General features: G+C 60.1%; 20 protein-coding genes. 2 read left to right on the plus strand and 18 right to left on the minus strand.

Going from position 1 to position 20,819, the window contains the following annotated elements; genetic code table 11:
• Positions 1 to 515: 515 nt before the first annotated feature.
• The 8 genes from HYT87_16455 to HYT87_16490 all read right to left on the minus strand — a co-directional run bounded on the left by HYT87_16455 (position 516) and on the right by HYT87_16490 (position 8,614).
• Positions 516 to 1,271 (minus strand): SDR family oxidoreductase, encoded by a 756-nt coding sequence (locus HYT87_16455; protein ID MBI2061331.1) that lies wholly within the window; start codon positions 1,269 to 1,271, stop codon positions 516 to 518.
• A 372-nt stretch (positions 1,272 to 1,643) separates the two neighbouring features.
• On the minus strand, positions 1,644 to 2,108 hold the full coding sequence (locus HYT87_16460) for a hypothetical protein (GenBank protein MBI2061332.1): 465 nt from the start codon (positions 2,106 to 2,108) through the stop codon (positions 1,644 to 1,646).
• Positions 2,109 to 2,117: 9 nt separating this feature from the next.
• Positions 2,118 to 3,431: a DUF4340 domain-containing protein gene (locus HYT87_16465; protein ID MBI2061333.1), complete on the minus strand. Its 1,314-nt coding sequence runs from the start codon at positions 3,429 to 3,431 to the stop codon at positions 2,118 to 2,120.
• Positions 3,431 to 5,053 (minus strand): Gldg family protein, encoded by a 1,623-nt coding sequence (locus tag HYT87_16470; GenBank protein ID MBI2061334.1) that lies wholly within the window; start codon positions 5,051 to 5,053, stop codon positions 3,431 to 3,433. The genes HYT87_16465 and HYT87_16470 overlap by 1 nt, the downstream gene beginning before the upstream one ends.
• Positions 5,041 to 5,340: a GIY-YIG nuclease family protein gene (locus HYT87_16475; protein ID MBI2061335.1), complete on the minus strand. Its 300-nt coding sequence runs from the start codon at positions 5,338 to 5,340 to the stop codon at positions 5,041 to 5,043. The genes HYT87_16470 and HYT87_16475 overlap by 13 nt, the downstream gene beginning before the upstream one ends.
• Positions 5,331 to 6,047 (minus strand): ABC transporter permease, encoded by a 717-nt coding sequence (locus HYT87_16480; protein ID MBI2061336.1) that lies wholly within the window; start codon positions 6,045 to 6,047, stop codon positions 5,331 to 5,333. Before HYT87_16480 ends, HYT87_16475 begins: the two co-directional genes overlap by 10 nt.
• A gap of 6 nt (positions 6,048 to 6,053) precedes the next feature.
• Positions 6,054 to 7,001 carry an ATP-binding cassette domain-containing protein gene (locus tag HYT87_16485; GenBank protein ID MBI2061337.1) on the minus strand — a complete coding sequence of 316 codons (948 nt, stop codon included), beginning with the start codon at positions 6,999 to 7,001 and terminating at the stop codon, positions 6,054 to 6,056.
• A gap of 80 nt (positions 7,002 to 7,081) precedes the next feature.
• Positions 7,082 to 8,614: an FAD-dependent thymidylate synthase gene (locus tag HYT87_16490; protein ID MBI2061338.1), complete on the minus strand. Its 1,533-nt coding sequence runs from the start codon at positions 8,612 to 8,614 to the stop codon at positions 7,082 to 7,084.
• 164 nt (positions 8,615 to 8,778) lie between these two features.
• Between HYT87_16490 and HYT87_16495 the strand changes: the two genes are divergently transcribed.
• On the plus strand, positions 8,779 to 9,750 hold the full coding sequence (locus tag HYT87_16495) for a diguanylate cyclase (GenBank protein MBI2061339.1): 972 nt from the start codon (positions 8,779 to 8,781) through the stop codon (positions 9,748 to 9,750).
• Here HYT87_16495 and ispH read toward each other — a convergent pair.
• The 10 genes from ispH to HYT87_16545 form a co-directional block, all read right to left on the minus strand.
• Positions 9,728 to 10,678, minus strand: a complete 951-nt coding sequence (gene ispH / locus HYT87_16500) for a 4-hydroxy-3-methylbut-2-enyl diphosphate reductase (GenBank protein ID MBI2061340.1) — start codon at positions 10,676 to 10,678, stop codon at positions 9,728 to 9,730. The genes HYT87_16495 and ispH overlap by 23 nt on opposite strands.
• A 52-nt stretch (positions 10,679 to 10,730) precedes the next feature.
• Positions 10,731 to 12,314, minus strand: a complete 1,584-nt coding sequence (fliF, locus tag HYT87_16505; protein ID MBI2061341.1) for a flagellar M-ring protein FliF — start codon at positions 12,312 to 12,314, stop codon at positions 10,731 to 10,733.
• Positions 12,315 to 12,458: 144 nt separating this feature from the next.
• Complete coding sequence (fliE, locus tag HYT87_16510) at positions 12,459 to 12,764, minus strand: flagellar hook-basal body complex protein FliE (GenBank protein ID MBI2061342.1); 306 nt, start codon at positions 12,762 to 12,764, stop codon at positions 12,459 to 12,461.
• A 9-nt stretch (positions 12,765 to 12,773) separates the two neighbouring features.
• Complete coding sequence (flgC, locus tag HYT87_16515) at positions 12,774 to 13,256, minus strand: flagellar basal body rod protein FlgC (GenBank protein MBI2061343.1); 483 nt, start codon at positions 13,254 to 13,256, stop codon at positions 12,774 to 12,776.
• Between the two features lie 99 nt (positions 13,257 to 13,355).
• A complete protein-coding gene (gene flgB / locus HYT87_16520) occupies positions 13,356 to 13,781 on the minus strand; it encodes a flagellar basal body rod protein FlgB (GenBank protein MBI2061344.1) in 426 nt (141 codons plus the stop codon).
• Positions 13,782 to 13,937: 156 nt separating this feature from the next.
• Complete coding sequence (locus HYT87_16525) at positions 13,938 to 15,302, minus strand: sigma-54-dependent Fis family transcriptional regulator (GenBank protein ID MBI2061345.1); 1,365 nt, start codon at positions 15,300 to 15,302, stop codon at positions 13,938 to 13,940.
• A 2-nt stretch (positions 15,303 to 15,304) separates the two neighbouring features.
• Positions 15,305 to 16,138 (minus strand): hypothetical protein, encoded by an 834-nt coding sequence (locus tag HYT87_16530; GenBank protein MBI2061346.1) that lies wholly within the window; start codon positions 16,136 to 16,138, stop codon positions 15,305 to 15,307.
• Between the two features lie 43 nt (positions 16,139 to 16,181).
• The gene (locus HYT87_16535) at positions 16,182 to 16,808 is read right to left on the minus strand and encodes a PilZ domain-containing protein (GenBank protein MBI2061347.1); all 627 of its coding nucleotides are present in this window, start codon (positions 16,806 to 16,808) and stop codon (positions 16,182 to 16,184) included.
• 28 nt (positions 16,809 to 16,836) lie between these two features.
• Positions 16,837 to 19,434, minus strand: a complete 2,598-nt coding sequence (locus HYT87_16540) for a tetratricopeptide repeat protein (protein ID MBI2061348.1) — start codon at positions 19,432 to 19,434, stop codon at positions 16,837 to 16,839.
• Between the two features lie 4 nt (positions 19,435 to 19,438).
• Positions 19,439 to 19,882: a hypothetical protein gene (locus HYT87_16545; GenBank protein MBI2061349.1), complete on the minus strand. Its 444-nt coding sequence runs from the start codon at positions 19,880 to 19,882 to the stop codon at positions 19,439 to 19,441.
• 361 nt (positions 19,883 to 20,243) lie between these two features.
• On the opposite strand from HYT87_16545, the gene HYT87_16550 reads away from it, so the two are divergent.
• Complete coding sequence (locus HYT87_16550; protein MBI2061350.1) at positions 20,244 to 20,807, plus strand: SCP2 sterol-binding domain-containing protein; 564 nt, start codon at positions 20,244 to 20,246, stop codon at positions 20,805 to 20,807.
• The last annotated feature ends 12 nt before the right edge of the window (positions 20,808 to 20,819 follow it).

Genomic DNA, 20,819 nt, shown 5'->3' on the forward strand with positions numbered 1-20,819 from the left:
GGCAGCCGCCTCCATCGGTGCAGGAGGCGAAGAGGGTGAGTAGTAAGAGGCAAGTGGTGAGTGAGCGGACGCGGGCGTAAAGCCCGCGCCTACCAAGATTTATCGGCGAGGGAGGATCAGTTCTCCGGGGTTCTCCGGGGTTCTCCGGGGTTCTCCGGGGTTCTCCGGGGTTCTCCGGGGTTCTCCGGGGTTCTCCGGGGTTCTCCGATGCTCCCCATGCCGTACCCTCCAAGCATCATTCCACACGAGATGACGCATGAAGCCACTGTTACCCCACGCTCCTCAGGCTGTCAAGAACAAACGACACGAAAAATTCAGGCCCGTGACAGGGTGTTAGTTATCTATCGGCAATTGTGGCGGCCCTTTCCGCCTATCGTGGACATCCTGTCCACCCAAAAGGTCGAAAGGACCGTTCCCATCACGGTCACGGCCCTTTCCGCACATTGTGGACATCCTGTCCTCCACAAGGGTCGCCCCCTCCGCCACGCACCGGGGGCGGCAAGATGTACAGGTATTCAGATGGTAGCACCGCCGTCGAGGACGAGGGTGTGGCCCGTGATGTAGGCGGATTCTGATGAAAGCAAATAGCATGCGGCGGCAGCTACTTCCTCCGGGTCGCCCATCCGATCCAGAGGGGTGTGTTTCATGACTTCGCTGTAGATCGCCTCGTTCTCCCAGAGAGCCGAGGAGAGTTTCGTCTTGATGAGTCCCGGCGCGATCGCGTTCACGCGGATTTTCCGGGAGGCCAATTCGAAGGCCATCGTCTTGGTCAAGTGGATGACGGCCGCCTTGCTGACCGAGTACACGCCAAGTCCCGGCATGGGACGGAGGCCGGCGGTGGACGAGACGTTGACGATGGCGCCCCCTTCGGTCATGTGGGCCACGGCAAACTTCGACATGAGAAAGTAGCCGCGCACGTTCAGTCCGAAAATCTTGTCCCACACTTCCACGCTCGTATCGAGCAGCATGGACATGGTGGGGTTCGTTCCCGCGTTGTTCACGAGACAATCGATGCGGCCGAAGGTCGAATGGGCGGTCTCCACAAGTCGCTGGATCTCTTCCTCACGCCCGACATGCGCCGGATGGACAAGGATCTCGGCTCCATCGCGCTTGATTTCGTCCGCTGCCGCGCGAAGCTCCGGTTCCTTTCGGCTCGTCAGGACGAGTTTCGCGCCTCCCGCCGCCAATCCCGCGGCAATGGCCTTCCCGATGCCCCGCGAGGCCCCCGTCACGATCGCGACTTTGTTCTTGAAATCATAGATCTTGCTCATGTGTATTCCTTTCGAAGTTATCAGCGGTCAGGCCGACAAGAGGGCGGGGTGAACCCCGCCCCTACGAAACGCCTCCCTACACGCAAAAACTTTTGCCGGGCGGCTTAGAGTGCGTCCGGACATGTCCAGAAATGCCAAATGAGCCGGTTCGTTGCCTGGGAGCAAGCAGCGTGTAGGGGAGCAGCTTTAGCTGCTCCCAAGCAGGGAGGACCTGAATGTCCTCCCCTACGGCAGGTGAGTTTCCGGACGCACTCTTAGTGGACCCGCCGCCAGCTTTCACGAGGCACACGGCGTTTCAGTTCCGGATGAAGTATCCGTGCCAATATCTCGACGCCGTCCACGATGCCGGGACCCGGACAGGCGAAATACCGCTCATCCAACACGAAGACGGGTTTCCCCGAACGGTAGGGCAAGCGGCCGGCCCGCCACCACCTTTCGCTCCGTAACTTTCCCGACGAGATTGATGTCAAACAGCACATCGGCAAGGTTTTTCGGGGACAGGGAGAGCACCTTGGGCCTTACGGGAAGCCGGTGCAATTCGCGATTCAGCTCCGGGGTTGTCAAAGAACACACGTGGCAAAGGTCCTGAGTGATGATCACGTCGGGGCCGGCCTTGGCGAGAAACTCCCAGTCCAGATCGTAGAGCGGCTGATGATTATTCATCATCTCCCGGACCTCCGCATCGATCTGCGCGCCGTTGCCGTTCCCCACCCGCGCGCGCAGGACCACGCGCTTGCCCTTCACGTAGCACTTGTCCGTCACACCGATGAGGGATTTCTCCAGGCCAAGCTTCCGCAGAATTTCCGTCGCGGACGGGAGGAGCGAGACGATTTTCATGCGAACGCGCTACTTCTTCAAATCGGAGGGGGCTTGGCTCAGGGTAGTGAGATTGGTCTCCGGGACGAGGTAGACAAGCGGTGAGCCTCCAAGAGTGACGTGTATCTTCCCATCCTTGGCCTTGCTGCCCCAGAGGAATTCTTTTCTTGATCCGTCCTTGAGGACGAACGTCGACTTGAGCCGCCGGTCCTTGAATCCGTAGCCTTTCTTGGCTTCATCGTAGATCGCTTGATCCGCTTTGAGGTTCGCAATGGTGGAGCACACTTCCTGCGCGACTTCCTTCTTGGCGTCCGCTTTTTCAGGAGCGACCAACTCCCAGTCCCCGTTGTCTTTCTTCTTCGCGGTCAGCGTCTGTTTATGCTCCAATGTGAATTCCGTGATGTCATCCGGCGAATTCCGGAGTAGCCGTTTCTCGTAGAGCTCGTCGATCGGCTTGCGCAGGCCGAGCACGACCCCCTCGGAAATCTTGAATACGTTCGCTCCGTCGTCCACCTGGCCGCGGTAGTGGCTCTGATCTTTCTCGCGCGAGAAAATCGCTTTTCGCTTTCGGCCGTCCTTCAGGGTGATTTCCACCATTCCCACCGGCGCGGTGAGAGTCGTTCCTTCCGGCTCGAAGTCCGTGAAGCTGAAATTGACCAGGTTGGAGGCGATACCATTGAGAACATCCGCATCCGCCGGCGCCTTGTGCGGCTCCAGGATTTGCCAATGGGAGTCATCCATTCGCTGGAGCGCGGTAGCTTTTCCTTCCCAAGACAACGACAACCGGTCGATCTCGTTCTGCGTGAATGAGAAAAGTTTCTTATCGAGCCAGTCGGAAGGCGCCGACCGGAGAGTGCTGCGAATGGGGGCGGAAACGCGATACACTTCATCCTTTCCCGACACCCGGAGAAACGTCCGGCCACCCGGATCCGTCTTGCCGATGATGATGTCCAGCGCCCCTTCCCCCTTGGGGCCTCCGCCTTTGATCTCAGTTCCCTTCACCTCGCTCACCTCGAACACGTCGTGCTTGCTCTTGTTGCGCGACGCCACCTCGCCTTCCTTGAGTTGACCGAGCTGATCGAGAAGGTTTTTCACAGCGGTCTCTTCCGCCTTGTAGTTCCGTACGGTTTTGACCTTCCACCCTTCCGCTTCACGAACCAGTTCCGTAGTGCCCGAAGGCGACTTGATTTGGAGTGACGACCACAGCTTCGTATCGACCGACTTGAGGATCTCGACACGGCCCGATGTCTCTTTTTCGAACAGGCCCATCGGGTCCTGCACAAAAAACGCGGTGGCGCCGAGGATGACGATGGCTCCCGCCAGGAGGAGGTAGATCTTCTTCATCAGGAGGCGGCGGAGGCCTGTTCGCGGAGCTGGGCGTATATTTTTTGCTCGCGCTTGCGCAGATAGTAGCGAAGGAGGCCGTAGGCAATCAGGAGGAAGGGCACCAAGACCGTGACCAGTATCTTGATCGTCATCCGTTCGTTCTCGGTGGTTTCCCGGAGAGGGCGGTCCACGCCCACCTTCGAGCGGATGCCGATCAGATCCTCCCCCAGGGTAACCCAGTCAACCAGGTTCATCATGAACTGGACATTCCCTCCCGTGCTCCGATCACGAAGGGCTTGATTGGCCAGGAATTCCGAATCGCCGATGACGACGACTTTGCCGCTGGACGTTTCTTCCAAGACCGACCGGCTTTCCTGAACCGACTTCCCGGGGATCGGGGGCGGGGTCTTCCCTGCGTAGAAACTCTTGAACTTTCCCGTCAGCGCGGCGGCGATCACGAACGATTTGCGATCTCCGGTCGGCGACTGCTGGGGGCCCACGTTGAACCACCCGCCCTGCTGGGACCAGGCTTTGTCCGTGGTGGAGAGGAGCTCCTCCACTTTCAGGCCTTCCTCCGTCTTCTTGAGGAGGTCGAGTGAGCTGGCCCAATACAGGAGGATCGACTCCACGCCTTTCACCGCCGGATTCTCTTTCGACATTCCGGTGGGAAGCACCTTGATGAAGAACGGATAGGGCACGGTGAAGTTGTAGTAGCCCTGCGAGAATGAGGCCATGCCGGCGCTCACATCCTCCACCAGGTTTGTGTTCACGCGCACACCGTAGTGTTCCAGGAGGTCGCCCAAATTGTGCGGCTTGGGGTTGGCCATGAACGTTTTCTTGTCCAAATCGACCGGATCGAGCAGGAAGACCACGGATTTTCCCTGCATGAGGAACTGGTCGATTTCGAACTTGTCCTGGTCCTTCAGATCCTTCGGGGAGGCCACGATCAAGGTGTCCGTTGTGGCCGGGAGGGGAACGCCGCTGCTGGTGTCGTGGGTGTCCACGCGGTAGGACTGATCGAGGACCATTTTGAAATGCTGATAGTCGTCTTGGAGGTCTTTCTCACCGTGTCCCGTCAGGAAGGTTAGGCCGTGGTCCTTCTCCGACATGACGCGAAGGATGGCCGACATCAAATCGTATTCCATGTTGGTAATGTCTTTGACGAACGGAATCGCCTGGGACTTATCCAGGTAGAAGACGCCCATGCCGATGTACGCCTTGAGGGCTTCCAACTTGTCTTTGGTACGGACCGTGAGGGAGAGCGGTTGGATCCCGAGTTGATTCACATCGGTCCGGGCCTCGTCGCTGTTGTCCGGGTCCAAGAATCGGTATTGGAGCTTGCCGCGGGAGTGGGCGCGGAATTCGCCAAGGATGTCCCGGGTGCTGCGTTCCAGACCGGCGAGTTCGGGTGGGAGCTTCTTGGAGTAGTAGACCTTGATCGTGACGACGTCATCGAGCGAGCGGAGTTTCTTCTTGGTCGAATCGGACAGGGTGTACATGTTCTTGTCCGTCAGGTCCGCCCGGAAGAACAACCGCAGAGAGACCAAGTTCGCGAGGAAAAGAACGGCGGCGGCCAGAAACGTCAGGAGCGAGTATTGCCCTATGGTCTTGTATTTCCGACGCGCCTTTACCCCGCCCATGCCGTCAACGTACCTTTCAATCTTGATTTCAATCGGGCCATAGTGCTCCCAAAATATTTCAGGTGCTTCTCCCGCCGCCACGCGTCGTCCGCCGACCGGAACCCTTCAAAGTAAATTAGCTCAAGGGGTCGCATTCGCTTGGTCGTCACACTTTTCCCCCTGGAATGTTCTTCCAGCCGTCTTCTCAAATTGTTCGTGCACCCAATGTAGAATTTGTCGGTCGCCCTGCTGCGAAGCAGGTATACATAGTGCCACCTCGATTCGGCATGGGCGGGGATCACCGCCATCGCCGCACCTCGATCGCGTATGTATTGAGGAGCAAGCCCAGGATCATGATCGAAAGGAAATAGAGCACATCCCTTGAATCCAACAGGCCGCGCGCCACGTTTTCGTAGTGGCTCGACACACCCAGGAAGGAGGCGGCCGACACGAGGAAGCCCGGCAGCGCGGACAGGATGATGTCGTCGCTCAAGACATAGAGGAAGAACAGCGAGAGCGCGGTGAGAATGAACGCGATGATCTGGTTCTCGGTGATCGAGGAGAGGAAGCAGCCGACGGCGATGTAGGCGGACGCCATGAGCAACGCCCCCGCATAGCCGCCGAGGATCGGTCCCCAATCCGGGTCGCCGAGATACGCGACGGCCGCCGGGAGGGGGAACGACAGGGCCAGCGCGATCAGCACGAAGGCCACGCCGGCGACGAACTTTCCGAGCACGGACTGCACGGTGGTCACCGGAAAGCTCATGAGAAGCTCGAACGTGCCCATCTTCCGTTCCTCCGCCCAGAGGCGCATGGTCACGGCGGGGATGAACACCAGGAAGGTCCATGGGAGAAGGACGAAGAATGACCGCATCTCGGCCTGGCCGAAGAGAAAGAAAGAACGGAAGAACAGCCAGGTGGAAAAAGCCAGAAACACGGTGATAAAAACGTAGGCGATCGGCGAGTTGAAATAGGTGAGGAACTCTCTTCGCGCGATGGCCCAGGTGGTCTTCATTTCGCCCTATTCCTTCGTCGTCAGTTTAAGGAAGATGTCTTCCAGGCTCGCCTGCTCGGCGTGGAGCTCTCGCAACGCCCATCCATTCTGCGAGGCGGCCTTGAAAATCAGCTCGGCGGTCTCCTCCGGTTCCGAGCAGCGAATTTCGTACCGTCCGATGCCATCCACCTTGATCCCCATCGAATCGGCGGCCGGCCGAACGTCGCTCACGCCCGAGATGGATCGAAGGTGCTGGAGCACCTGGGCTTCCTGCCCCCGGATTCTCGCGATGACCGTCCCTTTCGAGCCGACCCGATTCTGGAGCTCTCCCGTGTTGCCGATGGCCACGATGGAGCCCTCGTTGACAATGACCACGCGTTCGCAGGTGGCGTGGACTTCAGGGAGGATGTGGGTCGAGAGAACGACGGTCTTTTCCTTGCCGAGCGACTTGATCAGCTCGCGGATCTCGATGATCTGCTTGGGATCGAGCCCCGAGGTCGGTTCGTCGAGGATGAGAAGTTCGGGATCGTGGATCAGGGCCTGGGCCAGCCCCACGCGCTGACGGAAGCCCTTGGACAGTTCTCCAATCGACTTCTTGAGGACATTCTCCAGACCGCACTTCTTGATCATGATTTTCATGCGTTCGGCGCGCCGGCTCTTGGACAGTTTGCGGACGTCACCGATGAAATCGAGGTAATCGGACACGACCATATCCTGGTACAGCGGATTCGTTTCCGGGAGGTATCCGATTTTCTTCTGGACCTCGATGGGATGTTCGAGAACGTCCACCCCTGCCACGGTGGCCTGACCGGCGGTGGGCTTGAGATAGCCCGTGAGAATGCGCATGGCCGTGGTTTTTCCCGCGCCGTTCGGCCCGAGAAATCCCACGATCTCGCCGCGGGAGATCTGAAACGAGATTCCCTTCAGCGCTGGGAACTCGCCGTAGTATTTCGAGAGTCCTTTCGCTTCGATCATGATTTCAGTACTTCGGATGAGGGATTTTATGAATTTGTCACCCCTTGTCAAATGGCCGCGCGCCATCGGGGGGGAAGGGATCAGCGAACGAAGAAGTCCTCGGGGCGGAAAGGGGAAACGCGGATGAGGCCGGCCAGGGCCGGATGGACCTCCTTGAAAGCGGTGTGTATTTGACGGGCGATGTCGCGATAGGAAAAGTGGCCGCTGGGCTTGCTCCGGAGTTCCACCAGGTACTGGAGCTGTTTGAACGTCATCTTGAACAGGGCGCGGCGACGGAAGGAGAGCGGCAGGACGTATTCGACGGCGGCCGGGACGTCCGCGTGGAGGCGTTGGGCGAACTGGATCACATCCTGGTGAATTCGATGATATCGTTCGTGCAGGCCGGCTTCGTGGACCTCTTCCGGCGTATCGTATCCCAGTCGATGGTCGAAGGGCTTGAGAATCTGAACCATGTTCCGGTGCCGGTGGAGGTCGCGGAAGGAGCCATTGTCCATGCAGATGTCGAACACGAGCTCAAACCCTGCCGCGGTCTCCCGGGGTGGATCGTCCTTCGGATCCCGATCTTCGAAGGCCAGGGCGACCAGTTCGTCGCGGAGTTTGGGTTTGCTCCTGAGAAAGCCCGCGATCTGCCCGAAGGAGTGAGGCAACTCCGAATAGAGGAGCCCGGCGGCCATCTCGGCCTCGATCGAATCCGGATGGCACAGGGCCACGCCGCGTCCGCCTTCCGGCCCCGGCAGGTCCCGCAGTTTCCTCCCGATCCACTCCCGCATGCGCCCCCGCATTCGGCTCGCATAGGGCCGGGCCTCAGCGTATTTCACCAGCGTGGGCAGCGGGACGCAGTCTTTGTAGGTATGGAAGTCGATCTCTTTCCGGAGATCGCCCGTGCTCCAATCCGCCGCCCCGGCCTTGGCCAGAGTTTCCCCAACCCGGAGATGCACCGGATTGAGCGCGGCACGAGCGGTGAGCGCCGATTTCATTTCGCCGCCAATTTCCCGCATCTCGGCGAGTTCGTTGCTAAGCAGACGGGCGATGTGACGCTCCAGCGTTCGACCGCTGGCCACGATTCCAACGCCCGTCAGAGTGGACGAAGGCAGGAGATACCGAGCCAGATCGAAGGCCTTGGCCTTCACCGTTTCCTGGAAGGCCTTGTCGTCCATCCGCGGAGAGCGGGTTGGACCGAACTTGGCGGCCAGGAAGGACACGAAGGAGTCGTGGAAAGAGCGGTACTCTTCGAAGAGCTGGGCACCAAGCGATTCGTAGGTCTGCTGGTGTGGGGTGCCTGCGATCTCCCGGGGGGTGTGGAACGAGGCGTGGGTAAAATCCATGTAGCGGGTTGACCTTTCCTGCGCATCCAGCAGGGGTTCGTCCAGGAGCGTGATTGCGGCCACGATCGAAACATGTTCGACCGCAAGGCCCACGTGCGCCAGGTCGGCAATCGAGGCATGGCCGTACTTGTGATAGAACTGTTCATAGAAGGTTTCCGCTCGTTCCTGGCTCAAGGTGAGGATCCAATCCGCGAAAGAAGTCTCGGGTTTGGAGCGGGAAAAACGCGCGAGGGCAAAGCCCTGCACCTCGGGAAGCGCGCCGATGACGACCGTGACCTTGCGTTCCATCGTCCCCTCCGCTCAGCTCCGGGGGCGACGAAAGGAAGAACCATAGGGTTTCAGCATCGGGAAGATTTATGACGGAATCACCGTGGGGCGTCAACTTCCCGGAACCGCGAGGCCCCATTCTCCACTTGAGTTTTGCCCCCCCCCATAGATAATGAAGCCACACCATGCAGGATCCTGGAAAAAGACTCCTTCTCGTGGAGGAAGATCCGGTCTATGGAAAAGACCTCGTCGAGGTCCTCGAACACGACGGCTGGCGCGTGGATTGGGCGAAGAGCGCGAAGGAGGGCATCTCCGCGTCGTTGGACGGCCTCGCGCTGGTCATCGTCGATGCCAGCACGGAGGACTTCTTCACGCTGGAGCTCGTTCACACCCTCTCACAGCAGCGGCACGTCCCGCTCGTCACCATCTGTTCACGGTCGGATATGGAGTTCACCGACCGGTTCCTCCAGGACGGCGCGGTGGACGTCATCATCCGTGAAGACGTGCCGGTGACTGCCTTCCCACTCATGCTCATTCGGAGCCTGTTTCTTCACACACAGGACGACGAACAGAAACGGCTGACGGACCGCCTCCAGGGTCGCTACTGGCTTAAGGACGAAGGTGAGGCGCGCGACGCCTCCTCCGAGCTGTATACCCAGGCCTACATGGTCGAGCTGCTGCAATTGGAAATCGCCCACGCCCGGGCGGATCGCATTCCCGTGGCCGTCCTCCTGCTCTCGGTGGACCAACTGGCCCATCTTCCGGCGGGGGACTCCGGCCCAAAGAACACGGAGCTGTATCGCCAGGTCGGCCGGTTTCTACGAACCCAACTTCGCACGATGGATCTCCTGGGACGGTACGGGGCGGAGGAGTTTCTGGCGATCCTGCCGGGAGCCGATGTGGAGGGCGCGGAAGGGGCGGCCCATCGGCTGGTGGAAAAGTGCGGCAAGGAAACGATCGCCGACGATCAGCCTCAGGCCGTCACCCTGAGTTGCGGCGTAGCCGTTTACGACCCCCACACGGCCCCCACCGGAGAAGGGGGGAAGACGGACTGGTCCACGCTTATCGAGAGGGCGGAGAAAAGTCTGCACTCTGCGAAGAAGTCGGGGGGCAGCCAGGCGGGTACAGCGGCGGCTATCGAGGCCGAACCTCGATAGCCGCCATGTGCCGGAGTTCCGGCGGAAGGGCAAACTCGATGCTCTCTTCGGCGGTCCGGATCTCGCGGATGGAGATTGCCCCCAGCTCTTTCAGGCGCTCGATGACTTTTCGCACGAGATCCTCAGGCGCAGACGCCCCGGCTGTTACGCCTACGCACTCGGCGCCCGCCAACCACTCGCCTCGTATATCGTCCGCATTCTGAATCAGGTGCGCGCGGGCTCCCCTCGCCACCGCCACCTCCACCAGCCGGTTGGAGTTGGAGCTCTCCGGGGAGCCGACCACGAGAACGACCCGGGCTTCTTCGCACAGCTCTTTCACGGCGTTCTGCCGGTTTTGTGTCGCGTAGCAGATGTCGTCCTTTTTCGGCTCCCGCAGGCCCGGAAACCGCCGGCGAAGCACCTCCACGATCTCTTTCGTATCGTCCACGCTGAGCGTGGTCTGAGTTACGCAGGCCACGCGGTCGGGATCGGGGACGCGCACCTCCTGCGCCTCCCTCACGGTTCCGATGACCTCGATGGCATCCGGCGCCTCGCCCAGTGTTCCCTCCACCTCCACATGAGTGCGATGGCCGATGAGCAGCACCCGGTAGCCCGAGCGCGCCAGACGAACGGCCTCGATGTGAACTTTCGTGACGAGCGGGCATGTGGCATCGATGGTCCGGAGATTCCGCCTGCGGGCCTCGTCCCGCACTGCGGGCGAGACACCGTGGGCGCTGAAGATCAGGATCGAGCGTTCGGGAACCTGGGCCAGGTCATCCACAAACCGGGCGCCCATTTCCCGCAGGCGGTTGACGACATGATTGTTGTGCACGATTTCATGGCGCACGTAGACCGGCGGTCCGAACGCATCCAAGGCCAGTTCCACGATCTCGATGGCACGGTCCACTCCCGCGCAGAAACCGCGAGGTTGAGCGAGGAAGACATCCACGTCCGTACTCTATCAAAGGCGGGAAAATGCGGCTACGGCGGTCAGCCGAGCGCTATTTCTTGAGCCACTGGCGGAGGATCTCCGCGGCCATGCGGGGATCCTTGCGGGCGAATTCGAGGGCGCGCTTCAGATAGGCCCCGGCCTCAAGCCGGATCTCCGGCGGGCCGATCGGCTTCTCCTCAAGCTCTTCTTCACCCAACGCCGCCAGCTCGGCCTCGCGTTTCGCCTCCAACCAGCGGTTGAGATACCTCATGCCGAGGAGGAAGAGCACCGCGAAGGCCACGATGCTGAGTCCGATCAGGCTGTACCGAATCAACATTTCTTCACGCTCCCGCTGGCGCAGCAGGCGCATTTCGTCTTCCATGGAGCTTACCGCCGCCAGAGGGAAACTCGCAACTTTGACCTCATCCCCCCGCTCCGCCCGATAGCCCACCGAATTGCGCACGAGCGCTTCATAGGTCAGGAGTTCCTCACCGGTCCGCGCGACGAATTTGCGGACGTCCCGGCCTCCCTCCTTGACCATCTGGTACTTGCCATCGACGAGTACGGCCACAGTCAGCCGCGCCACGTCCCCGGTGGGAAGTTGACTCATGGTCACGGTCTTGGTGACCTCGTAGTTCGTGGCGATCTGTTCCTTGGTGTACTTCTGTTCCGAGGGTTGGACGCCGGGCGGGATCAGATCCGGCGGGATGTTGCTCCGCACGCCGGGGATGCCGACCGGAACCTGGGCGCCGCCCTGGAACTTCTCCGTGACCGATTGCTCGCTCCGGGTGGCGATTCGGTTGGGATCCCAGTCCTCCTTCTTCTGCTCCGTTCGCGTCCAATCCAGTTCGGCGGTGACTTTGGCCACCACGCGCTGGGGGCCGACGACCGGCTCGAGTATGCTGACGATCTTCTTCTCGTACTCTTTTTCCAGCCACTGCTGCCGCTCGATCTGTGTGGAGGTGATGCCGCCGTCGCTTCCCTCGTCGAGCCCTTCGGTGAGAATCCGGCCGTGGTTGTCCACGATCGTCACGTCTTTGTTTTGCAGCCCTTCGATGCTGGAGGAAACGAGGTGGACGATGCCTTTGACCTGGTGTCTTTTCAGTTCCATGCCGGGCTTGAGAAGGAGCATCACGCTCGCGCTGGTCTTTTTCTCCTCCCCGATGAAGAGAGATTTTTCCGGCATGCTGAGGTGGACGCGGGCACGCTGGATCTCGCCCATTTTGGAGATCGTCCGTTCAAGCTCGCCCTGGAGGGCGCGGAGGAGGTTGATGCGCTGCTGGAATTCCGTGAGACCGAAGGCTTTCTGATCGAAAATCTCGTACCCGATCCCGGCCGTGGGCATGCCTTTGAGGGAGAACGACAGCCGGAGGTCCATCGCCTTGCCCTTGGGAACGGAGATCGCCGTTTCATCGGCGCTGATTTTGTAGGGGATCAATTGTTCGTCGAGATCCGCCTTGATCTTGGCGAGTTCTTCCTGCTGGAGGTTGCCGTAGAGGAGCTGGTAATCGACCACCGGTTTTCGGGCGGAAAGGACGGTGATGGTTAGGAGCAAGACCGCCGCGCCGGCGCCGACCAGAATCTGGTACGGGCGGGGCAGCTTGATGAACCGCTCGAAAAGCTGCTTGCCTAGCTGCTGAAGTCGCTCAAACACGAGAGCTCATCACTGCGTTCGACGCCACCCATCGTCGGGTCGCGCTCCTTCGCAGGTCCAGGAGGTCCTGGTCCATGAGCCCTCATCTTCTCTGCGTGACATCCGTGTCACCTTTCCCCCTGGTTTAATCGCCCCTACTGTGGATTAGGCCTGCATGCGGCTGATTTCACGATAGGCTTCAAGGAGGCGGTTCCGGATCTGCATCATGAGCTTGAAGGAAATGTCCGCCTTCTGAAGCGCGATCATCGTCTCATGCAGGTTTTTGTTCTCCCCCGTCATGAGTTCCTGGACGGACTTCTGTGCGTCCTGTTGGACCTCGTTGACGGAGGCGACGGCGTCCTTCAGCACTTCGCCGAAAGACTTCGTCGCTTCCCCCGACTTCTTCTCCGGCTCTTTGAGCGGAGAGGTCAGCGGCTCGAGAATGCTTCGAAGTTTGATTTCGTCAATCACGGTGGGTCACTACTGCCCGAGCGCGAGCGTGCGCTGGGCCATGGTTTTGGCGGCGTTGATCGCCGTCACGTTCGCTTCGTAATTGCGGGTGGCCGCCATGAGGTTGACCATTTCTTCGATGGTGTTGATGTTGGGCATCATCACGTAGCCGTCCCGATTGGCATCCGGATGGGAGGGATCGTACACGAGCTTAGGATCTCGCGGATCTTCCACGATGTCAACCACTTCCACTTTCCGGACCTCATTCCCCCCCAGCGCCGTTCGGAGAGCCTCCTTGAAGGCCTCCGGAGCGGGGATATACGGAAAAACCGGATTGCGCGCGTTCTGGTGAAGCCCCCCCGAAGCGAACACGACGTCCCGCCGACGGTACGGTCCGCCCTCCACCGTGCGGGTGGTCTGGGCGTTCGCCAGGTTCATCGAGATGACGTTCATCCGCACCCTCTGGGCATAGAGCCCCGAGGAGCTGACTTCCATCGCGCTGAATAGATCCATGATCGTTAGGAGTGATGGGTGAGGAGTGATGCGATGGGGAATTCGCAGAGTCTCATGATTCCGCCCGCATCCCTCATCACGCTTCACCCTTCACGCCTGTTATCGTCCGCTTTCCATGATGACGGTGCGAATCGTATTGATGCGTCCGCGCAGAATTTCGGCTGCCGTTTGGTACATCATCTGGTTCTCGGCCATCCGCGTCATTTCGCGTTCGGCATCCACGCTGTTGTAGTCGTTTCCGGAGGTCGGCGGCGCTTCCACCAGGTGCTGCGGTTGAACCCCGGCCAGATCGGATTGAAAACCTGAGAAGTGCTTTTGATCCGTCATCTTCATGCGGAGGGTGCCTTCCTTGCGCATCGCCTCGCGGAGGAGGCCCTCGAAATCGACATGGACCGCCTTGTAATTCGGTGTCTCTGCATTCGCGAGATTGGCGCTGATGAGGTTGTGCTGGAGCGTGCGGAAGTCCATGACCTTCTGCAAAAGCAGACCGGTCTCTCCCATCAAAGCATCAGCTATACCTGGCATCCTTGGCTCCGTAGGTTTGATTCGCAATGCACATGCCAGAAGGCCGGTCCGCAAGCATCTGAAAATTCGTCGTTTCCTTGGGCATCCCCTTGCCCGTGGTGTTGGCTGGGAAAAAGCTGCCGGGCATCCGGAAAGTTCTGCCGATCTTCGAGCAATTTATGAGAGTTCTTCGGGCGCTTCAATTCGATACTCATGCAGCTTGTTTCTTAATGTTCGGACGCTGATGCCCAGAATGTTAGCCGCCTTCGTGCGATTGCCCTGGACGGACTGGAGCGTACGAAGGATCAGGTTGCGTTCCACTTGATCGAGCGATTGGCCGACGGCCGGCCCCTGTCCTCTGGCTTCCGGAAGCGTGAGGGTTTGGAGTTCATCTTTCAGGTGGTGGAACGTGATCGTCCGATCGTTGCAAAAGAGGACGGCGCGTTCGATGAGATTTTCCAGTTCGCGCACGTTCCCCCGCCATCGAGCCGAGCGGAACGCTTCCAGAACCGCGGGATCCAGCCCTTCCACCCGACGCCGGTACTTCTGGTTAAAATGCTTGATGAAATGTTCGCTGAGGATGGGCAGATCGTCCAGGCGATCGCGGAGCGGAGGAAGCGTGAGGGGAATCACGTGAAGGCGGTAAAAAAGATCTTCCCGGAAGCGACCGGCATGGATTTCTTCTTTCAGGTCCCGGTTGGTCGTGGCGACGACGCGGATGTCCACGGAGAGAGGCGCGCGCGAGCCCAACCGATCGATCGCCCGTTCCTGGAGCACTCGGAGAAGTTTGGCCTGGAGATGAAGCGGCACCTCGCCGATTTCGTCCAGGAGAAGGGTCCCCTTGTGGGCCAGTTCGAACTTGCCCTTGCGATCGCGGATGGCGCCGGTGAACGCCCCCTTTTCGTAGCCGAAGAGCTCGCTCTCAAGGAGACCCTCCGGAAGGGCGGCACAGTTGATGGCCACGAACGGATTCTTTCGGCGGGGGCTGCTCTCGTGGATCGTCCGCGCGAGAAGCTCCTTGCCCGTGCCGCTTTCCCCGAGGATCAGCACGGTCGCATCACTCTCGCCGGCTTCACGCGCACGGTCGAGAAGGGCCCGCATTCTCGAATTCCGAGTCACGATCTCCGTCGATCGCCGGCCGTTGGAGGCTTCCCGCGGCTCGGGGCCTCGAGCGGAATCGGTGGGGCCGGTCAGGACCCGGTCCACGACCTTTTCGAGGACGTCGATCGAGAAGGGCTTCATGAGGTAGTCGGAGGCGCCGGCCTTCATGGCATCCACGGCGTCCTGCACCGTCGCGTAGGCCGTAAGGAGGACGATCGAGATGTCTTCCCGGCGGCGCCGCGCTTCGCGGAGGAGGTCCATTCCGGTGATGCCGGGCATTTTCACGTCACTCAAGACGAGGTCGAAGGAATCTTCATCCAGCACTTGCAGCGCCTCGTTCGCCCCGGAGACGGCCTGAACTTCATGGCCGAGCCGCGAGAGACTCGTCCGTAAGGCCACCAGCATGCCTTCATCGTCGTCCACAACCAGTATTCGAGCCATGGTCAGTCCCTCGGCAACACGACGCTGAACGTCGAACCTTGTTCCGGCAGGGACTGGACGTCCACCCGGCCGCGATGGGCTTCCACGATCTCCCGCACGATGGCGAGGCCGAGACCCATTCCGCCCTCCTTCGTGGTGAAGAAGGGATCGAAAATTCGCGCCACGGTTTCGGGGGCCATTCCTGCGCCCGTATCCGAGATCCGCACCTCCAAATCCTTTCCTGCACCCCCGTTCTTTCCCGGATGGAAGCCCAGCGTCAGCGCCCCCCCCCCCGGCATGGCGTCCAAGGCATTCGTAATCAGGTTCATGAAGACCTGACGCAGAAGATCGGGATCGCCCTGGAGGAGCGTCCGATCCGTGGCCTGCTCACGGACCACGTTCACGCCTGTGCGCCGGCTGAGGATGAGCGAGAAGTCGAGCGCCTCATCCACGATGTCTTTCACATCGCAGGGTCTCACCTTCGGCATGTTGAACCGCGTGTAGAGGAGAAGATTGCTCACGATCCGGTTAAGGCTTCTCACCCCGAGGAGAATATGTTCCGCGTTGTTGAGTTTCTCGGGATCCCCTTCGAGGTCTTGTTTCAGCATGGAAGCGAACAGTTCGATGCTCCCGAGCGGGTTGCGGAGTTCGTGGGCGATGCGCGCCGCCATTTCGCCCATCGAGGCCAGTTTGGTCTTGAGCGCGAGTTCTTCATTCTTCAGGGCCAGTTCGGCGCGGAGGCTCGCCACCTGCCCCGTCAGATCGTGGTAGGCCCTTTCCAGCCCCTGGCTGGCCTCGCTCCAGGCGCGGAAGAACTCGCCGAACTGTTCCTGCGTCTTGGGATCCAATTCGGTCACCCCGCACCCCCCGGAAGAGATCTCAAATTTGAAATTTGAGATTTCAAATCTCCTCTTCCCCCATCCGGCGCCTGCGGAGGGCGTCGCGCTGCCGTTGGAAAACATATCGGACGAGCAGGTCGCGGTCCTCCTCGATGATGAATGCAAAACGAACGCCGGCGGCCACCATCGGCGGCTGTTCCGCCGCGAGGTTCACCACGCTGCGCACGTCGCCGAGCGCCGGAATCTCGATGCCGTGCGCGAGCGGAATATCAAGAACGAGTTTCACTTTGTCCCCCGCCTTGAGTCGGTGCACCGTGTTCAGTTGCACGCCCCCCGCGCTGACGTCGATCGTCCGGGCGGGGATGAAGGCCGGCGCGCCCTGGGCCTGCCGTTCCAGGATCTGGAGCACGCGGTTCATGCGGCCCTGGAGATCGAACATGAGGTGGACGAGGCGCGTGCCGGTGTCGTCCTTCTCTTTTGATCCCGCCATGGGCTGCTGCTGCGTGAGCCAGCGATAGTAGGTGTTGAAACTCGACGCGCGGCTCTCGAGCAGTTCCTTCTCGCTTTCGAATTCGCGGGACGTCAGCACGTTCATCCGGACGTTCATCACCGCCCGGACCCGCACGTCCCTTCGTTGCCGGATCAGCTCTTCTTCATCCTGACGGATGGCTGCTGATTCCCCCATCATGTTTCACCTCCGGGCCTCCTGCCCTTTGCTATTCCGGGGCTTTGAAATACCCCCGGTAGACCTCTCGGGCGCGGGCGAAATCTCTCAGACCCGAACTGATCGTCTGCCACATCGGGTCGGGCGACGACGCCAGCGCCTCGTATCCCTTCAATGCCTCCTTGGGGCTCTTGAGGAGTTCTTTGATGTAACTCATGCGATACTGGGCCCATTCGCCTTTCTCCCCCTTCGAAGAGAGACGGTAGGCCTCTTCGTACGCCTTGAGCGCCGGCCCATACAGGCCGGCCATGTAGAAGCTGTCCGCAAGCTGGAAATGGGACTCCAGCACGGCGGGCGGCACTTCCCTGGATTTCTGTTTGGAGGCCAGCGCGAGCACGCTCACATAGGCCTCGGAAGCTTCCAGATATTTTTTCAGCGTGAAGAGCGAGTTCCCGATAAAGTAGAAGGCGGCGACGGCCCGGGGCGATTCGGGCTGGGCGACCAGGAACTGCCCCAGCGCGGCGATGGCCTCCGGGAATTTCCCTTGGTTGTACGTCGCTTCCCCAAGGGCGTAGAGCATCTCATTCCGGTATTTCCCGCTCGGAAAGAAATCAAGATGCTTCTTGAGAATTTCCTCAGCGCGCGCAAAATCCCCTTCGCGCAGATAGGTGACTCCGATGAGATATCCACAATGCTCGTCCACTTCCTTGGTCGGCCATTTCTGGATCACGCGGTACAGGAACTCCCTCGCCTTGGCATACAGGCCCATTTCGTAGAAACTCTTGCCGAGCACGTACAGCACGTCCAAGTCGAACGCCCCTCGCAGGAAAGGCGATTCGATGTAGGAATCGTGCAGCTTGAGGACGGTCATGTAGTCGCCCGCCTCGTAGTAGTACCCGATGCCGTCTTTGAAGATGTGGTACAGATCGCCCCTCGCCCCTTTCGCGAACCGGCCGTAGGGGAAGGTCTTCATCATTCTCTCCAACGCGCGGAGGGATTCGTCGTACCTGCGCTGCGTGAACATCAGGAGCGACAGTTTGTACAGCGCCGCTTCAGCCTGGGGCTGGAGAGGATGATGGCGGGCCACGCCGCGATAGATCGCTTCGGGGTTGACTTCATCGGTCGCCCACCACCCGCCGCGGAGCTTTGTGCGCACGGGCCGCTGGAGCGCGATGTCCGCGAGGCCAAGAAGCGCATAGCCGACGCTTTCGGACCCCTTGTACTGGCCTACCACTTTGGCATAAGCGTTCGCGGCGTTCGAGTAGTCCTTCTTCAGCGCGAGGACGTTGGCGATGCGGAGCTGCACCTCGTCCGCAAATTCGCGCCGGCCGTATTGCCCTTGGAGGTAAAAGAGGAGGGACAGCGCTTCATCGAAGAATTGCGTTTTCTCGAAGGCGAGAGCGAGCTTCAGCATCGCTTCGGGATGGAGCCGGATGAACCGCGGCCATCGCTTGTTCCCTTCGTTGTAAACGGTGAGGCTGTCTTCGTAGCGGCCGAGGATGACATCGAGGTCCGCCAGGCTGAAAATCGCCTCCGTCACTTGTTCGGCGTCGGGATGATCGTACACCACGCCCAAAAGGGTTTTCCGGCTGGAGTCGAACTCCCGAAGGTTGGCCTGCGACTTGGCCACCATGAGATCGACGCGGGGCCGGTAATCGCTGTCCGGATACTGTTCGCGGAAGAAGGCGCCCATGCCGAGGACGTAGGTGTTGAACCCGAGATACTGCGCCATTTCGATGATGCGGTAGTACCCGTGAGCCGCCAGGGGGGACGAGGGGAACCGAAGGGTCGCGTCGCGAAATGCGTTGTCCGCCAACCGGTAGTAGAGTTTGTATCGGCGCGGCCGGCCTGAATTCTGATCCGCCCGTCCGATGCGGAAGAGGCACTCGCCCATGATGTAGAGTGCGGGTCCCGCCGTGGAGCTGTTGGGATACTTCTGAAGGAGAAACGCGAGCGTCTCCGTGGCCGGACCGCAGGAACCGCGGCGGAAGGCGGAGTAGCCGCGCTGGAAGACGGCGGCGTCGGCAAATCCCGGCGTGGGGCCGGTTGACGCTTTCTCGCCGCCGGGAATGGGCGGCGGCATGCCCGGCGCCTGGGCGACCCCGGCGTCCGGCTCCGCTTCCGGTTCGACGGAAGGCTTCCCGGCCAGACCCGCGACGATCGAGTAGACTTTTCGGAGCGGCCCCGTGATCGCGTCCAGGACTTTCGCCATAAAGCCCTTGTGGATTTCCTCCTTGGACGGCTCGGCGACCTTGACTTCCCGTCCGGGCTCCTTCTTCTTCGGCTCCTCCTTGGCCTTCGCGTCCTTCGTCTCGGCGGCCGCCTTTTCCTTGCCGGCCTTTTTCTCCTTGCCCTCGTCTTTCTTCTTGGCGGTCTTCTTGCCTTTCTTCTCCTCCTTCTTGCCCGCCTTCTTGGGTTCGCTTTCTCCGGACTCCGATTTCCCGAATAGCCGCGTGATGCTCCGCCGGATGACTTTGAAGATCCCGCCCTCTTCCTTGTGTTTGAAGTCGACGTCCTCCTCGGGAAGGATGACTTCGACGGGCGGAACGGCTTTGTGATGGTTGTTCTTCGGCTCGGCGGCGTGGAGAGCCTCGACGCGCGCGGCGAGGATGAGCGCCAAAATCAGTGCGAAGCGGGCCGGACGCAGCATCGGATCAGGACGCCCGATCCAGGTAGACTCCGCGGCGGGCCGGAATCCCGTAGGCCCCTTGAGCCTTGTTCCGGCGAGATCGGACTCGGGCGAGGTCCTCATGCACGGAAGTTTTCTTTGTTTTCATCCGCTTTTCAACCTCTTTGTCCAGGTGGAGCTGTTCCGCAAGCATGAGGGAAAGCATCTCACGATGCTCCTTCAGGGGTGAGACGGAAGCCTCTCGCAATGATTCGGGGTATGCATCGCCCAGGATTCCGGCGATGCGGGACTCCACGCGCTGGATTTTCTTGATCACACGACCCCGCCGGCGCACGCCGAAAAGGAGACGGAGGTCATCGTCCGCAGCCATCGATTCCAGCATGGTTTTCGTCGCATTGAGCAGCGCACGGTAGTAGAGAATCTCCAGCCGGAGATTTCTCTTGAGCAATGGCGGTTCCCCTTGTGGCATTCAATCCTCTATTCTATCCATCGGTAGGTTTCACGTCAAGCAGAATCAAAAGAAATCAAAATAATTCAAAATACTACATTTACACACAGACCTTCACCTCTTTCTGAAGATGATCGGCGATTTTGAGAAAAGACTTGAAATTCGGACGCAGGCTGAAGCCTGCGGCTACCAGGAGCTACCGAGAGCTGCCAAGAGCGCAGGTCCATGGTAGGCGCAGGCCATGGTCCATGCCGTGCCATCCGTGGCACGGCGACATATCATGGCCCCATTCCCTCCGTGGCATGGGGCTTTACGCCTGCGGGGCCGCGCCAGGGCTCCAATTCCGCTTTACTCGAAACGGATGATTTGCTACGTTCGCCGAATGACACCCAAAGAATTTTTCGAGAACACTTTGCCCTCTCTATTCAAGGGCGTGGCGGGCGGACAGCCTGAGCTTCAGCAGATCACCGGCGAGATGGAGATCGTGCTGCCGGAAGGCGGCACGTGGACGCTCGCGCTGGACAAAGGAAATCTGATCACGAAGGAAGCCGCCGCGACCAATCCGATCGTTTCATTCACGCTATCCAGGCGGGATTGGGACCGCCTGATGCAAGGCGGAAGTTTCATGCCGATCGGTGCCGCGCCCGGTGGTGGAGCCAATCCCTTCAAGATGTCCCCCGCCCGTTTTGAAAAAGTGAAAATGCTCAAGGGCGAGCTGGTTTTTCATATCACCGAGCCAGGCGGCGAGGCACAAGACACGGTAATCCGGTTCAATCCGAAACAGGGAACCGGACCCCGCACGGAACTCGAGATGAATTCCGGCGACCTCAAGGATCTCTCAGAGGGAAAGGCCAATCCCCAACAGCTTTTCATGCAGGGAAAAATGCGCATCAAGGGCGACATGGCCTTCGCGATGCAGATCGGCTCCCTGGCCATGATGGCCTGAGCTTCCTGGCCG

It is taken from the genome of Nitrospirota bacterium (genome assembly GCA_016180645.1).
Taxonomy (GTDB): domain Bacteria; phylum JACPQY01; class JACPQY01; order JACPQY01; family JACPQY01; genus JACPAV01.